Genomic DNA, 16,227 nt, shown 5'->3' on the forward strand with positions numbered 1-16,227 from the left:
AGAAATATGTTACTACAAGCAATTTTACTTGGCTTGGTAGCAATGCTTGGAAATGCTGAGTATTTGTTCGGTACAAGTTTGTTGTCAAGACCATTGGTTATGGGTACTTTAACAGGTATTGTACTTGGTGATGTACAAACAGGTGTTACTTTAGGTGCAACATTAGAATTAGCATTTATGGGAGCTTTCTCAATCGGTGCTAGTATTCCACCTGAAATGATTTCAGGAACTGTATTAGGAACAGCTTTCACAATTACAACAGGAGCTGGACCAGAAACTGCATTAACTGTAGGTTTACCAGTTGCTTCATTAGTATTAATTGCAAAGAACGTTGGAATGGTATTCATCTTACCTCCATTTGTTCATAAAGCAGATAAATATGCAGCTGAAGGAAATATGGCTGGAGTTGCTAGAATGCACTTATTAGGTGGATTCTTCGGTGTCAACTTAATTATCGGTGTGATTGTAGCATGTGGTTACTATGCTGGTGGACCAGCTGTACAGGCTTTATTAAATGTCATTCCTAAATGGATTTCAAATGGTTTACAGATCACAATGGGCTTATTACCTGCAATTGGGTTCGGTTTATTATTAATGATGATTATGGACAAAGAAGTTGCATGTTTCTTCTTCTTAGGATTCGCATTAAGCGTATACTTAAAGATTCCAGTAACAGCAATCGCAATTTTTGGAGTAATCATTGCTATCGTATTAACTCAGTTACGTAGTAATTCAGCTCAAACAGCTATAGAAGGAGGAGTGGATGAAGATGACGACTTCTAATAAATTAACTAAAAAAGAATTAAATCAAGTATTCTGGCGTTCATTCGGTTTGGAATGGTCTTGGAACTATGAAAGACAAATGAACATGTCATACTGCTATAGTATGTTACCAGTTATCAAAAAGTTATATACAAATAAAGAAGATCAAGCTGCAGCTATGAAACGTCACTTGGAATTCTTCAATACAACTCCACAATTGGCAACATTAATCTTAGGTATTAGTGCTGCTATGGAAGAAAGTAACGCAAATGATCCTGAATTTGATACAGAAAGTATCAACAATGTAAAGGTTTCATTAATGGGACCTTTAGCAGGTATTGGTGATTCATTCATCTGGGGAACATTACGTATTATCGCTACTGGTGTTGGTTTATCTCTAGCAAATCAAGGAAATATCTTAGGACCTATCTTATTCTTATTAATCTTCAACCTTCCAGCTCAGGGATTACGTTATTATTTAATGAATACTGGTTATAAATTAGGTAGTGGATTCTTGGCTAAGATCCAGCAGAATGGATTAATGTCAAAACTCACTTATGCAGCAAGTGTTTTAGGATTGATGGTTGTTGGTGGTATGACTGCTGAAAACGTATCAATCAGTTTCCCATTGAAGTTTGGTTCTGGTAATGAAGCAACTACATTAAATTCTGTATTCAATAATATCATGCCTGGTTTAATGCCATTATTATTCACATTACTAGTTTACTACTTATTGAAAAAGAAAAATGTTAAGACAACTACATTATTGTTAATCTGTGTTGTGATCGGATTAGTCGGAGCATTCTTTGGTATCTTAGGTTGTTAATAAATTAAAAAAAACGGAGGAAAAGAAAATGGAAATGATTAAATTTAATGAACAGGAAAAAATCGATAGCGTAAATGGCGCATTAGCTTTACGCCCTCAGATCAACGAAATCGTTGATGAAATCTGCGAACATGGATATTCAAACATCTGCTGGTTAGGTGTTGGTGGTACTTGGGCAAGTGCTATGCAGGCTACAGTACACATGAAAGAAATGAGTGCTATTGAAACTTGGGCAGAAAATGCTGCTGAATACTTAACTACAGGAAACAAACGTATTACTAAAGATACAGTTGTTATTATCTCATCTGTATCTGGAAACACTAAAGAAGTAGTTGATGCTATCAAAAAAATTAAAAATGAAGTTGGTGCTACAGTTATCTCATTTGTTGATGTTAAAGAAGCTATCTTATTAGATTTAGGAGACTACAAGATCTCTTATCCAATGAACGAACAGTTAAAGTTCTTCATGGTTGCTGACCGTTTCATGTTCAACAATGGTGAATTAGAAGACTACGATGATATGTATGCTGAATTTGATAAATACTTAGCAGAAGATTTAGTAGAAGTTGAAAAGAAAGCTGAACCATTCGCTATTGAATTCGCTAAAAAACACTGGAATGATGAAATGCACTACTTTGTAGGTGCTGGAAACCAGTGGGGTGCTACTTACTCATATGCAATGTGCTATTGGGAAGAACAGTTATGGTTAAAAACTAAATCAATCACATCAAATGAATTCTTCCATGGTATGTTTGAAATCGTAACTAAAGAGACTCCAGTTACAATCTATATTGGCGAAGATGCTCAGCGTCCATTATCAGAACGTGTAGCTAACTTTATTCCAAGAATTTGTGCAAACTACACAATCATTGATACTAAAGATTATGAATTAAAGGGAATTAGTGAAAAATATCGTAAACACTTATCTCATCACGTAATGCATGCTGTAAACAACAGAATCGACGTTCACATGGAAATCGAAACTCGTCACCCTATGGAAATCCGTCGTTACTACAGAAGATTAGAATACTAAAATATAAAGGGTGGATTTATTCCACCTTTTACACCTTAATTGGGGGTATATTATGAATAAATTAACAATGCTTGATTATGTTAAAGAAACACCAGGCGTATTAAGAACAAATATTGAACAATATACTACACTAGTTGATCCATTGATGAAAGAAGTGCAACAAAAAGAAATCAAACGTATTTTACTTATTGCTTCTGGATCAAGTCATAATGCTTGTTATTGTGCTAGAAGTTTTGTGGAAAAAGTAAGTGGTTTAGAAGTTAGAATCATTACTCCATATACATTTACGTACTATGAAAATGATATTAAAGAGAACGACTTAGTTTTAGTGGTTACACAGAGTGGTTTAAGTACAAATGCAATTGAAGCATTAAAAATCATTAAGAAAAAAGAATGTAAAGCTATTTGTTTAACAGGAAATAAAAACAGCGATGTAAAAGATGTTGCGGATGTTGTGATTGAATATGGTGTGGGCAAAGAATTAGTTGGCTATGTCACAAAAGGTGTTTCTTCACTTGCGTTATTCTTAGATTTATTCGCAATTGCATATTCTGGAAAGACTGAATATTTGGATGAATTAAAGAAAGCAGCTGATTTAAATGAAGAAATGATTGATCAGGCTACAAACTTTATTCAGCGACATTATAAGAATTTCACATCTATGTCCTGGGTTTACAGTTGTGGAGCCGGTGCCAATTATGGAACAGCACTTGAAAGTGCATTAAAAATCGGTGAAACCATTCATATTCCAAGTTGCTGCTATGAAATTGAAGAGTACATTCATGGACCAAACCTTCAATTGACGCCACAATACAATGTGATTTTCTTTGATGGAAACGATGGTGCAAGTCGACGCGTAGAACAAGTATATAAGGCTACGCGAAAAGTCAGCAATCGAGCTTATTTAATTTCAAACAATCCTCAATTATCAAGTGATGATCATGTTTTAAGTTTGAGTGATACTGTTTCAAGTGAATTATGTCCACTTGTATATCTACCATTTGTACAATTATTAAGCTTTATTGTTTCAAATGACTTACACTCTATTTATCAACATCCATTATTAAAAGAATTTAAGGCTATTGCTGCTGCAAAAACGGAGAATTTTGTGAATTATGATGGAGACGATTAAAACTGTTATTTTTGATATGGATGGTGTGATATTTGATAGTGAAACCATGTATATAAATGATTTGATAAGATTTTTTAAACAGCATGATATAGAAATACAAGTAAGTGATTGTATTCCTCTCATTGGTATTGATAGTAAATTATATTATGAACAAGCATACACAATGTGGAATGAAAAAACTGATTTCATGACATTTAAAAATATGCTTCAAGAATATTTTCGTTCATTTGATTGTGATTATAAAGCGGTAGTTAGACCTCAGATCTATTCCGTTTTAGAATACTTAAGTAAACATTATAAAATAGCGTTAGCGTCCTCTTCTAGTTTATATAGTATTAATAATGCGTTGGATCAGGCTGGTTTAAAAAAGTATTTTTCACTTATAGTAAGTGGTGAACAATTCAAAGAAAGTAAACCAAATCCAGAAATATATTTACATACAATCAAAGAATTGAATGTGAATAAGGATGAAGCTATTATTATTGAGGATTCATCTAAAGGAATATTAGCTGCAAATAGAGCTGGTATTAAGGTATTGGCTTTAAAAGATGATAAGTTTGGTTTAGATCAGAGTCAGGCAGATATAATTATTAATGAATTAAATGATATTATAAAGTTGATTGAGAAAGGAGCATAAAAGTATGAATGCTATGTTAATTGTCGCTATAGTGATTGCTATTATTGGTACTGTTCCAGTAATCATCAGAAAGAAACTCCTAAAAAATTATCTAACATTACTCCAAAACAATGATATCAAGGCAATAAAAGACTTAATGGCAACTCAACTAGCTAAGATATGTATTCCTCCATTTAATAGGGAATATTTACTTTTAAATGCTTATTTAAAATTAAAAGATGACAAACAAATAGATACTCAAGTAAACAATATAATAGATCATGTTCCTATGAATTCTAAGCAGAAGTCTGCTCTCGCAAAATCAGTATTCTATATATATGTAGATAAGAAGAATGCATCTATGATGGACCGTTTGTTGGAAATGGTTAGCACGACAAATGATCATGCCCTATATAGACAGATGGATATGGTTAATGATACTTTGATTAGTGGTGGAATTAAGTATTATGATGAATTAAAATCTGATCTAGAAGATGTAGAATATACTAGAAACAATGAAGATACTCCCTATCTTGAATTCTTATTATCAATTATCTACAAGAATATGGGTAATGAATCAAAAAGCAAGGAATATAAGAATAAAGCCTTAGAAGACAGTAAAGGAACTGTATATGAATCTTTAATTAAATCCCAAAATTAATAGGATGATTGAAAGATTCCTTACCGTAAAGACAGCCTAATAGGTTGTCTTTTATATTTACCAGAATATTTCTATCACATCAACATAATTATGCTATAATTGTGTTGATGAAAGGAATGAGATATTATGCCACTAATTCTACCTATTAAGGAGTTAAGAAATACGAATGATATCTCTAATATTGCACACAAACATCATGAACCTATTTTTATTACAAAAAATGGCTATAGTGACCTGGTTGTGATGAGCAGTGAATTATACGACGAGTTTGCTAGAATAAATCGTATAGACAAAGCAATCTTTGAATCTGAACAAGAACTGTTGGATGGTGCAGAAGCAGTTGATGCAAAAAAAGTATTCGATGATTTGGAGAAAAAGCACTAAGAATATAGATGACTATAAAACGCATTCACACCATGCGTTTTTTTTCATATAATCAGACTTGTTTAGAAAAATCACCTTCTGCAACCACCAGTTGACATATTTTCATCCTGAATTGGTAGAAGGAAACTATCATAATTGGTATATTTGGTATGTAAGGAGGAGATGATTATGATTTTAGCTGATAAGATTATAGAAGAAAGAAAAAAGAATGGCTGGTCACAGGAAGAACTCGCTAATAAGTTAGGTGTCTCTAGACAAGCTGTTTCAAAATGGGAAAGTGCAGGATCTATACCAGACCTACAAAGAATACTTCAGATGTCTGAACTATTTGGTGTGACTACTGATTATTTACTAAAGGATGAAATAGAAGAAGAACCACTGAATAAATATGTTGAAACAAAAACAATCAAGGTAAGTATGGAAGAAGCCAATCAATATCTTGATATGAAAAGTAGAGGTTCAAGAATAGTCGCCAATGCGACAAGTTTATGCATATTAAGTCCTGTACCTCTTATAGTATTAGGTACAATGACAGAAGATCATACACTTGTAGGTTTTAGTTTAGTATTTCTTCTTATGCTAGTCGCAATAGCTGTTTATCTATTTGTGAATTATGGATTACACGAGTCGCATATGCAGCATCTAGAAAAAGAAAGCTTTGAAACAGAATATGGTGTATCAGGAATGGTACGTGAAAGAAGAGAACAATATGAACCAACATTCACAAGGAATATTGCGATAGGAGTAGTACTTTGTATTCTTTCTGTCATTCCTACTATAATGGCAGGTGTAATGGAAGTAGAAGATTATATGAGTGGTATATCTGTAGGTCTATTACTTATTATTGTTTCTATTGGTGTCAATATTCTTATTCGTGCAGGTATGATCAAGTCTAGCTATGATACTCTATTGCAGGAAGGAGAATACACAATAGAAGAGAAACATTTGAAAAAGAAGACAGATGCTTTTTCGGGTGCTTATTGGTGTTTGATAGTCGCGATATATCTTGGATGGAGTTTCTGGACAAATAACTGGAAGTTCACATGGATTATATGGCCAGTGGCAGGAGTATTATATGCAACAGTGCTTGGTATAGTGAAAATGAATATAGAAGGTAGAGGGAAGTAGTTCATTCATTCTTAAAATAATTATGAGATAAGTGATAGTTTACAAGTTTTCTTGTGAACTATTTTTTTCTCATTGTATAATGAATATACAAAACATTTGACACTAAACCAAGGTTTAATGTTACCCTAATAAAGGTGGTGATTGTATGGAAACAAAGGAAATACTAGAAAAAGTAAAAACAGGAGAACTATCTGTTGAAGAAGCCGAACAATTCTTTAAGAAATCTGCTTTTGAAGAATTAGGCTATGCGAAATTAGATACAAATAGAGAAATACGTTCAGGTTTTCAGGAAGTGATTTATTGCCAGGGAAAAGCAGATGATCACTTAGTCGGTATTGTGAGAAGACTTTATGAGGTGCAGGGAGAAGTATTTGGGACAAGAGCCTCAAAACATCAATATGAACTCTTAAAGAATGAATTTCCTGAACTAGAATATGATCCATTATCACATATTATTAAGATAGAAAAAGAAAAGGAACATAAAGGGAAGATTGTTGTATGTAGTGCTGGTACAGCAGATCTTAATGTGGCTGAAGAAGCTGCACAGACAGCTGAATTCTTTGGGAGTCATGTAGAACGTTTGTATGATGTAGGTGTGAGTGGTATTCATCGCTTATTATCTAAATTAGATATCCTGCAATCTGCAAGATGTATTATTGCGGTGGCAGGAATGGAAGGAGCTCTTGCAAGTGTCATAGGTGGTTTAGTAGACTGTCCTGTTATTGCAGTACCTACATCAGTGGGTTATGGAGCCAGCTTTCATGGTGTCAGTGCTTTACTTACAATGATTAATTCCTGTGCCAATGGTATTGCGGTAGTGAATATTGATAATGGCTATGGTGCAGGTTATATTGCAACTCAGATTAATAGAACGGGAGAATCAAAATGAATCAATTATATTTAGAATGTTATTCTGGAATAAGTGGAGATATGTTTGTCGCAAGCTTACTTGATCTAGGTGCTTCAAAAGAAGTATTAGAAGAAGTTCTTTCATCATTACCTCTTGCTGGTTTTAAAACTGAAATCACAAGAGTCAATAAATCAGGACTTGATGTCTGTGATTTTAATGTTATTTTGGATCATGATAATCATGATCACGATATGAACTACTTATATGGTGAACATACACATCATGAACATCACCATCATCATGAACATCGTCACTTGCATGATATTTTACATATCATTGATCATGCACAAATGACAGATCATGCTAAAGAATTGGCTAAAAAGATCTTCACTATTTTAGGTGAAGCAGAGGCAAAAGCCCATGGTACTTCTATTGAAGAAGTCCATTTTCATGAAGTAGGTGCTGTGGATTCTATTGTAGATATTATTTCTGCAGCTGTGTGCTTTGATGATTTAGGGATTGATGAAGTTTATATTCCGGTTATTTATGAAGGAACAGGTACTGTACATTGTGCTCATGGAACACTGCCTATCCCAGTTCCTGCAGTGAATAATATTGTATCGAGTCATCATTTACCTATTCATATTGATACTATCAAAGGTGAATTAGTGACTCCTACAGGCGCTGCCATTGCTGCGTCTATTGTGACATCTTATACACTTCCTTCTACCTTTACAATTAAAAAGACAGGTATAGGGGCAGGTAAGCGTGCTTATGAAAGACCAAGCTTACTTCGTGCAATGTTGATTGAAACAGATCCCAGGCACCAATAAGGTATGTAAGCTAGAAACAAATATTGATGATAGTACAGGAGAAGTATTAGGTCATGTGATGGAGTTATTAATGTCTCATGGCGCAAAAGATGTTCATTACATTCCTGTGATAATGAAAAAGAACAGACCTGCTTATTTACTCAATGTATTATGTGATGAAGAAAAAAGAAAAGAATTAGAAACAATCATCTTCAAAGAAACAAGCACTATCGGTATTAGACGTACTTACATGGAACGTACAGTTCTTCAAAGAACTTTTGAAACTATTTCTACACCTTTAGGTGATGCTATATTTAAGGTAGTCAATATAGAAGGAAATATAAGAGCCTATCCTGAATATGAAAGTGCGAAGTTATTAAGTGAAAAACATAATTTATCTATTATTGATGTTTATCAATTGTTGGAAAGGAGTTATTATGAATTTAGTCGCCATCATTGATCAGTATCTACATGAAGATGTTATGATTGCTTTTTCTGGTGGCGTAGACAGTACACTCTTATTAAAAATAGCCGTTGAAGCATCAAAGAGATATCATACGCATGTCTATGCTGTTACTATTCAAACAGCGCTTCATCCTGTGATGGAGGCAGATGAAGCCAAGCGAATAGCTGACGAATTAGGGGCTATTCATAAAGTGATTCATGTAGATGAATTAGAAGGTGCAGGAATAAAGAATAATCCTGTAGATCGTTGTTATTTATGTAAGAAGTATATGTTTACTAAAGTGAAGGAACTCGCACATAGTTTAGGTATTTCTACTATTCTTGAAGGTACAAACGCCGATGATTTAAAACAATATCGTCCTGGTATCAAAGCAATTCAGGAATTAGGATTACATAGTCCACTCTTAGAGGCTAATATGACTAAAAAAGAAATTAGAGAATTGGCTGCTGATTATGATTTAAAAGCGGCTAATAAGCCTTCTTCACCATGTCTTGCGACAAGATTTCCTTATCATACATTACTTAATTATGAGGAAATGCGTAAAGTAGAAAAAATTGAAGATTATCTTCATGCATGTGGTTTCTATAATGTACGCGCAAGAATACATAATGACTTAGTACGTTTAGAAATTGATCAGGATGCTTTTATGAAATGTATGGACTACCGTCAAGAGATTGTCTTATTTATTAAGGAATTAGGATACGACTATGTAACACTTGATCTAGAAGGATTTAGAAGCGGTAGTCAAGATATTAAACTGGAGGAAAAATAATATGCATATGGCTGACGCCTTAGTCTCACCTGCTGTTGCGACAACGATGTATCTGGCATCAGGTGCAATGACTATTTATTCAATTAAAAAACTAGAAGAAGAAAATGATCCACAGAAACTCCCAATGATGGGAGTTATGGGTGCCTTTGTCTTTGCAGCCCAGATGATCAATTTCACTATCCCAGGAACAGGTTCTTCAGGACACTTAACAGGAGGACTCATGTTAACAGCACTACTTGGTCCTTATGCAGGCTTTTTAACGATGGTAGGTATACTGGCAATACAATGTCTGCTTTTTGCGGATGGTGGGTTACTTGCCCTAGGTTGTAATATATGGAATATGGCATTTTATGGCTGTTTTATCTCTTCGATGTTGATATTTAAGCCAATAATCAATAAAAAATTATCTAAGAAGAATTTGATGATTGCCTCTATCTTAGGTTCTATCATCTCTTTACAATTAGGTGCCTTCTCAGTAGTTGTAGAAACAGAATTATCAGGTATTACAGCACTCCCATGGAACTTATTCATTGGTGTGATGCAGCCTATTCATCTTGCGATAGGTGCGGTAGAAGGTATCATTACAGGCTTAGTTCTATCATTTATTTATGAAGCACGTCCAGAACTGATCTGGCAGGGGCATACAACTAAACTGGCAAAAACATCTAAAAAGAAGCTTCTTGCACTCTTTGGTGGTCTCTCTGTCGCAGTGGCTGGTATCTTATCCATATTCGCAAGTGCCTTTCCTGATGGATTAGAATGGTCTATTTTACAGTTAACTGGTTCTACAGAACTACAACACAAAGGGGCTATTTATTCTATGTCTTCGCGTGTTCAGGAACTCACTGCATTATTACCTGACTATAATATTTCAGGACATGAATCAATCTTAGGTGGGATGTTTGCAGGAATTGTTGGAGTCTTAATCGTCATAGGACTCTATATGCTCATTCATCGTTATCATGAAAAACATACAGAAAGCCATTAAGAGAGTGCATCAAATTGATGCACTTTCTAAGCGTACAACCATTCTTTCTGCCATTCATCCCACTTATAAGATTTTGATTGTATTACTTTATTTGATAATCACTGCTTCTTATTCTATTCATGATTTATATATCTTGGTGATGTTTTTACCATTACTCTTATTTTCGTTATTGGGAGAAATCAATTTATTCAAATGTTTAGGAGAACTCAAACCATTAGTGGCTTTATTACTCTTTATGGGAACACCTTTCTTATTCTTTAAGGGATATGGAATCACTTGTTTTATTGTGCTCGCATTAAAAGGAATATTTGCCTTACTATTTTCTTACATATTGATGACCACAACATCTATGGAGGAACTCTGTATGGGATTATCTAAATTAAAAATACCTCAACCTCTTATTGTCGTCATCATGTTAATACAAAGATATCTCATTCTTTTCTTTAAAGAAACAGATAAAACTTTGCTTGCCTATAGTTTACGTGCACCAGGGCAGAAGGGTATTTCTATAAAGACATGGGGTACATTAGTTGGTTCAATGATGCTTCGTTCCATTGATCGTGCTATGAATGTCTATCAATCTATGATGTTAAGAGGTTTTAAAGGTGTAATGCCATTAAAATCACAAAAATATGATTATAAGTTATCTAAACTTACATTTGGTATTATGTGTGTACTATTACTATTCTTGAAAGGAGTTGTATTATGATTAAACTGAATCATTTCTCTTTCTCTTATATAGAGAATCGTATTATATTAGATGATTTGAATTTTCATATCCAAAAAGGTGAAAAAGTAGGACTCATTGGCTGTAATGGGGCAGGAAAATCTACACTTCTTAAAACTATTATTGGAATAGAAAATGGTCAGGGAGAACTGAAAGTTACAGATTTAACTATGAACAATCAAAACCTTGCATCCATTCGTTCTCATATTGGCTATGTCTTCCAGGATTCAGATAATCAGCTCTTTATGTCTTCTGTATATGAAGATGTAGCCTTTGGACCAATGAATGAAGGATTACAGGGAGAAGAATTGGAAGAACGCATCAATAAAGCATTAGATCTTGTACATATGCAGGAAAAGAAGCATGAAAAGATTTATCGCTTATCTGGTGGAGAGAAAAAAAGAGCTGCCATTGCGACAGTCCTTTCTATGCGTCCAGATATTCTATTATTTGATGAACCTTCTGTTTCATTAGATCCTAAACATCGTCGTGGACTAATCAACGTATTAAATGAACTCCCTTATACAATGTTGATAGCGTCCCATGATTTAGATTTTATTTATGATACATGTGATCGTGTTTTATTACTATCTAATGGAAAGCTTGTTGCAGATGGACCAACTCAAGACATCTTAACAAATAAAAAGCTTCTTGAAGAAAATGGTTTAGAGCTTCCTCTTTCATTTAGTAGACAAAAGAGTATATAATAAAACCCTGTGAGGTGAAAAAGATGCGTTATGCACAAATAAGAGAAGTAGATATTGCGAATGGACCAGGTATTAGAGTATCTCTTTATACTCAAGGGTGTCATCGTCATTGTCCATTCTGCTTTAATCAGGAAACATGGGATTTTAATGGAGGAAAGGCTTTTACATCTGAATTAGAAGATGTATTAATTACACTTATTAACAAACCCCATATTGCTGGATTCACACTTTTAGGTGGAGAACCTTTTGAAGAAGAAAACAGAGACGATATTTTAGAATTACTCAAACATATCAAAAAAGAATGTCCTACTAAATCTATCTGGGTCTATTCTTCATTCCTTTATGAAGAAATTATGGAATGGAAACAGCCTTTACTTGATTATGTAGATGTATTAGTAGATGGACCATTTGTGAATGAATTAAAAGATGCGAATCTCAAATTCAGAGGTTCTTCTAATCAAAGAATTATTGATATTAAGAAAACAAAAGAAAATAAAGAAATCACTTTAGTTGAGTTCAAAGAGATATAATAAAAACTTATTGATTTGATAAGTATTTTCCTATACAAAAGATAACGTTTTAGCGTATAATAATATTTATAAAGATTATAAATGGAGGGGATTTTTATGAAAAGTCTCAAGATTATAGTGGCAGCAGCCTTGGCTGCTTCTATGTTAGTGGGATGTGGTTCTACTTCCGACGATAAAGCGATTTATAACTTTTCAAGTGAAGCAGATGTAACATCTCTAGATTCAAGTGTATCTGATGATGGTGTTTCATTTAATGCGATTCATGCATTTAGTGAAGGACTAATGGATATTACTGCAAAGGGTGGTACAAAGCTTGTACCAGCTGCTGCATCATCTTATAAGATGTCAGATGATGGATTGACTTATACATTTACTATTAGAAAGAATGCGAAATGGTCTAATGGTGATGACTTGACTGCAGATGATTTCGTTTATTCATGGAGAAAGTTAATTGGAAATGCAGGTAGTTATGCTTATATCTTCGGTAAAGAAGGTGCATGTATTAAGAATGCAGATGAATTGGCTGAACTTGGTACAACTGCTGGTGATAAGATCAAAGAACTAGGTGTTGAAGCAAAGGATAAGAAAACATTACAGGTTACTTTATCTCAGCCATGTCCTTATTTCTTAGAAATCATGACATTCCCATGCTTCTATCCACAGAATCAGAAATTTGTTGAAAAGTGTGGTTCTAAATATGCCACTGATGCAAAGTATTTACTTGCGAATGGTCCATTCAAGGTAACTAAGTGGACTAAGTCTAATAAGATCACTTTTGTAAAGAATGATAAGTACTACGGTGCAGATAGGATCGAATTAGATGGTTTAAATATGTATCTTGTTCAGGATCCTAAGACTGCAGCTGCGGCATTTGATAATGGTAAAGTTGATTTTGCGACTATTAACTCAGCTTTAGTTGATAAGTATGAAGGTAAAGATAGTCTTGTAAAGTTCAAACAGGGTTATATGTATTATTTATATTTGAACTTCAACAATAAAGCACTTGCGAATACAAATATTCGTAAAGCATTATCTCTAGCTATTGATCGTAAAGACTTATGTAATAAAGTCTTAAAGGATGGTTCTAGAGAAGCAGATGGTTTTGTAAGTGCTGACTTCACTTATGGACCAGATGGTAAAGAATATCGTTCAGAAGGTAAAGATTATACTCAGTATAATCTAAAAGAAGCACAGGCTGCTTTTGATCAAGGCTTAAAAGAACTTGGTGTTTCTTCATTAAAGTTAAGATTGCTTTATGGTACAGATGAAACACCTGCAGATACAGAAGCAGAATATTTACAGGCATGTTTCAAAAAACTTAAAGGTTTAGATATCGAAATGGTTGCAACTGTTAAGAAAGACCGTGTAGAACGTCAGAAATCAGGCAATTTTGATATCTCATGTGCAAGATGGGGACCAGACTTCCCAGATCCTATTACTTATTTGAACCTTGTTTCTACAGGTAACTCAAATAACTATGGTAAATATAACAATGCGAAGTATGACCAGTTAATTGCGGCATCTACTACTGAAAGAGATGCTAAGAAGAGATGGCAGATGCTTTATCAGGCAGAAGATATCTGTATGAGTGAATATGCTGTATTACCGGTATTCCAGAAGGGTGCTGCATCATTACAAAATAAGAAATATACAGGTATTGTATATGAGGCTGCATTAGGTTCAGCATTCACATTCAAGTTTATTCATAAGACTAAATAAGATACAAATCCCGGGTAAATCTCGGGATTTTAAATTTCTTTAAAAAAAGTTAAAATTTCCTCTTTACAAACAGCTAAGACTTGTATATAATCGTACTTGTCTCTTACGAGAGATATGGCGGTTGTGGTGAAGCGGTTAACACACCGGATTGTGGCTCCGGCATTTCGTGGGTTCGATCCCCATCAGCCGCCCCATTTAAAAATAACTCTGGTTTACCAGAGTTTTTATTTTATATAAATAAAGGAACTGTATTTTCATATAGTTCCTTTCATGTTGTTGATAAATTAATGTGAGCAGTCTTATCTTTTGATTTTAGTGAAAATGTTGTAACGGTATATTGTTTTGAATAAATGATTAACAAGAAGAAATCGAGGTTGTTCTATGAAAAAAAAGAGAATTCTATTAATAACACTTGTTTTTGCATTATTGATCTGTTTTTTCTTTTTCTTGCCTAAAGAAAAAGCTGTAAAGAAAGAAATAAAAACTATAAGTTATGAACATCCAGAATATAAAAAACGTTATAATTTATATAAAAATAAGCATCCTCATCTAACGAAAGAAGAAATCATTACACTTGTAAATATGAATCGTGATTATGATTTCTATGATCATATTATAAAACAAGAACACCCTAATGATTTAAATACAATTGTGAATAAATATTATCAGTTAGATGAAAACTATGCGCCCGATGATCTTGTAGAAATCAATAATAAAGCCAAAAAGTATGGTCTTCTCTATAGTAAGCATACTGCTCGAAAAGTCTTATATGATGATTTTATTGCTTTACAAGAGACTTGTTATCAAAAGGGCTTTGAGTTATATGTAACTTCTGGCTATCGTTCTACACTTTGGCAAAAAGAAATTTATAATCATATGGTAGAAACCTATGATGTTGCAAAGGCCGATGAAACATGTTCACGTCCTGGTCATAGTGAGCATACAACAGGTCTAGGACTTGATGTTGCTTTAGATCAATACAAATATGAAGATGTTGTTAATCACCCTTGCTATAAATGGCTTTTAAGTCAATTAAGTCAATATGGGTTTATTCTACGTTACCCAAAGGATAAAGAAGATTTGACAGGGTATCATTATGAATCATGGCATATTCGTTATGTTGGTAAGGATTTAGCTAAAAAGGTAGAAGAAAGTCAATTAACATTTGATGAATATTATGCTAGATATTACTAAAAAGAAGATAAAAAACTATCTTTTCTAGACTGTAAGTAAACAAAATTGAATAGTATGTGATAATATAATTAATGTCGTAAGTGTCCACACTCCAATTAAGAAAATTTGTGGTCTTGCGACTTTTTTGTTTCTTATTAATAAGTGCCTATGTAATAATAGAAATGACCTATCAATTTGATGAGATAGACCTGTGAAAAGATCAACAGGACTTATAAATGGTTTTAAATATCCGAATTTTTCAACAATCTGAAAGGAATTGTATTTTCAGATTGTTTTTTTATATAATGATGAAGGGAGGGATTTATATGGATATAGATTCTTTAAAAGTATCAAAGAAAACAGATCAGCTCTTTTTGGTTTGTGTCGATCATAATAATACAAGTCATGCGACATTCTATTATTATAAGAAAGAAGAAAAATGGGAGCTTGTCTTACAAACACCAGCACTTATTGGACAAAGAGGCATGGGTGAAGGAAAAGAAGGAGCAAGACAAACACCTATAGGTGAATATACTTTTGGGAAACTCATGGGTATTGCGCCAGATCCTGGTACAAAGATGGATTATCATCAGATTACTGAAGATGATTATTGGTGTAGTGAACAATATTATAATGAGTTTGTGGATGAAAAGACTATGGACCATTCTCATTGTACAAAAGAGAATGACGAACACTTGATAGATTATACTAAACCTTATGAATACACAGCCTTCTTTAATTATAATAAGGAATGTATTAAAGGAAAGGGCAGTGCTTATTTCTTTCATTGTTTTGGTACACATGACTATACAATGGGATGCGTTGCCTTACATCATGATATTGTGAAATATCTCTTTACTATTATTGATGAAAAGACGATTATGATCATCGATTCTTATGATAATTTGTATAAATATTAGTTAGTGTCACTATGATAATTT

Annotated in this window: 19 protein-coding genes and 1 tRNA gene; all 20 read left to right on the top strand. The window is 33.5% G+C overall.

Annotation, left to right across the window (positions count from 1 at the left end; all coding sequences use genetic code 11):
* Positions 1-6 precede the first annotated feature (6 nt).
* The 20 genes from ACFOZZ_RS02395 (at position 7) to ACFOZZ_RS02490 (ending at position 16,206) form a co-directional block, all read left to right on the top strand.
* Positions 7-783, top strand: coding sequence for a PTS mannose/fructose/sorbose/N-acetylgalactosamine transporter subunit IIC (locus tag ACFOZZ_RS02395; RefSeq protein WP_278780851.1), 777 nt, complete (start codon positions 7-9; stop codon positions 781-783).
* A complete protein-coding gene (locus tag ACFOZZ_RS02400) occupies positions 764-1,588 on the top strand; it encodes a PTS system mannose/fructose/sorbose family transporter subunit IID (protein ID WP_278780850.1) in 825 nt (274 codons plus the stop codon). The genes ACFOZZ_RS02395 and ACFOZZ_RS02400 overlap by 20 nt, the downstream gene beginning before the upstream one ends.
* 28 nt (positions 1,589-1,616) lie before the next feature.
* Positions 1,617-2,621: an SIS domain-containing protein gene (locus ACFOZZ_RS02405; protein WP_376814622.1), complete on the top strand. Its 1,005-nt coding sequence runs from the start codon at positions 1,617-1,619 to the stop codon at positions 2,619-2,621.
* 52 nt (positions 2,622-2,673) lie between these two features.
* Positions 2,674-3,753 carry an SIS domain-containing protein gene (locus ACFOZZ_RS02410; protein ID WP_279079433.1) on the top strand — a complete coding sequence of 360 codons (1,080 nt, stop codon included), beginning with the start codon at positions 2,674-2,676 and terminating at the stop codon, positions 3,751-3,753.
* Complete coding sequence (locus tag ACFOZZ_RS02415; protein ID WP_215656434.1) at positions 3,737-4,390, top strand: HAD family hydrolase; 654 nt, start codon at positions 3,737-3,739, stop codon at positions 4,388-4,390. The genes ACFOZZ_RS02410 and ACFOZZ_RS02415 overlap by 17 nt, the downstream gene beginning before the upstream one ends.
* Positions 4,391-4,394: 4 nt before the next feature.
* Positions 4,395-5,030 (top strand): hypothetical protein, encoded by a 636-nt coding sequence (locus ACFOZZ_RS02420; protein ID WP_376814623.1) that lies wholly within the window; start codon positions 4,395-4,397, stop codon positions 5,028-5,030.
* Positions 5,031-5,156: 126 nt separating this feature from the next.
* Positions 5,157-5,414: a prevent-host-death protein gene (locus ACFOZZ_RS02425; RefSeq protein ID WP_279079429.1), complete on the top strand. Its 258-nt coding sequence runs from the start codon at positions 5,157-5,159 to the stop codon at positions 5,412-5,414.
* Between the two features lie 168 nt (positions 5,415-5,582).
* Positions 5,583-6,542, top strand: coding sequence for a helix-turn-helix domain-containing protein (locus ACFOZZ_RS02430; protein WP_279079427.1), 960 nt, complete (start codon positions 5,583-5,585; stop codon positions 6,540-6,542).
* A gap of 145 nt (positions 6,543-6,687) precedes the next feature.
* On the top strand, positions 6,688-7,431 hold the full coding sequence (gene larB / locus ACFOZZ_RS02435; protein WP_215656430.1) for a nickel pincer cofactor biosynthesis protein LarB: 744 nt from the start codon (positions 6,688-6,690) through the stop codon (positions 7,429-7,431).
* Positions 7,428-8,225: a LarC family nickel insertion protein gene (locus ACFOZZ_RS02440; RefSeq protein WP_278780844.1), complete on the top strand. Its 798-nt coding sequence runs from the start codon at positions 7,428-7,430 to the stop codon at positions 8,223-8,225. The genes larB and ACFOZZ_RS02440 overlap by 4 nt, the downstream gene beginning before the upstream one ends.
* A complete protein-coding gene (gene larC, locus ACFOZZ_RS02445) occupies positions 8,200-8,664 on the top strand; it encodes a nickel insertion protein (protein WP_278780843.1) in 465 nt (154 codons plus the stop codon). Before ACFOZZ_RS02440 ends, larC begins: the two co-directional genes overlap by 26 nt.
* Positions 8,642-9,442 carry an ATP-dependent sacrificial sulfur transferase LarE gene (gene larE, locus ACFOZZ_RS02450; protein WP_055234113.1) on the top strand — a complete coding sequence of 267 codons (801 nt, stop codon included), beginning with the start codon at positions 8,642-8,644 and terminating at the stop codon, positions 9,440-9,442. Before larC ends, larE begins: the two co-directional genes overlap by 23 nt.
* 1 nt (position 9,443) lies before the next feature.
* Positions 9,444-10,430 (top strand): energy-coupling factor ABC transporter permease, encoded by a 987-nt coding sequence (locus ACFOZZ_RS02455; protein WP_055234114.1) that lies wholly within the window; start codon positions 9,444-9,446, stop codon positions 10,428-10,430.
* A 4-nt stretch (positions 10,431-10,434) separates the two neighbouring features.
* Complete coding sequence (locus ACFOZZ_RS02460; RefSeq protein WP_376814624.1) at positions 10,435-11,139, top strand: energy-coupling factor transporter transmembrane component T family protein; 705 nt, start codon at positions 10,435-10,437, stop codon at positions 11,137-11,139.
* The gene (locus ACFOZZ_RS02465; RefSeq protein ID WP_279067381.1) at positions 11,136-11,864 is read left to right on the top strand and encodes an energy-coupling factor ABC transporter ATP-binding protein; all 729 of its coding nucleotides are present in this window, start codon (positions 11,136-11,138) and stop codon (positions 11,862-11,864) included. The genes ACFOZZ_RS02460 and ACFOZZ_RS02465 overlap by 4 nt, the downstream gene beginning before the upstream one ends.
* A 23-nt stretch (positions 11,865-11,887) precedes the next feature.
* On the top strand, positions 11,888-12,394 hold the full coding sequence (gene nrdG / locus ACFOZZ_RS02470) for an anaerobic ribonucleoside-triphosphate reductase activating protein (RefSeq protein ID WP_055234117.1): 507 nt from the start codon (positions 11,888-11,890) through the stop codon (positions 12,392-12,394).
* A 96-nt stretch (positions 12,395-12,490) separates the two neighbouring features.
* The gene (locus tag ACFOZZ_RS02475; protein WP_376814625.1) at positions 12,491-14,113 is read left to right on the top strand and encodes a peptide ABC transporter substrate-binding protein; all 1,623 of its coding nucleotides are present in this window, start codon (positions 12,491-12,493) and stop codon (positions 14,111-14,113) included.
* A 117-nt stretch (positions 14,114-14,230) separates the two neighbouring features.
* A tRNA-His gene (locus ACFOZZ_RS02480) sits at positions 14,231-14,307 on the top strand.
* Positions 14,308-14,494: 187 nt separating this feature from the next.
* Positions 14,495-15,307: a M15 family metallopeptidase gene (locus ACFOZZ_RS02485; protein ID WP_055233895.1), complete on the top strand. Its 813-nt coding sequence runs from the start codon at positions 14,495-14,497 to the stop codon at positions 15,305-15,307.
* Between the two features lie 305 nt (positions 15,308-15,612).
* A complete protein-coding gene (locus ACFOZZ_RS02490; protein ID WP_278779130.1) occupies positions 15,613-16,206 on the top strand; it encodes a L,D-transpeptidase family protein in 594 nt (197 codons plus the stop codon).
* The last annotated feature ends 21 nt before the right edge of the window (positions 16,207-16,227 follow it).

The organism is Catenibacterium sp. GCM10023432 (genome assembly GCF_042651925.1).
Taxonomy (GTDB): Bacteria; Bacillota_I; Bacilli_A; order Erysipelotrichales; family Coprobacillaceae; genus Catenibacterium; species Catenibacterium mitsuoka.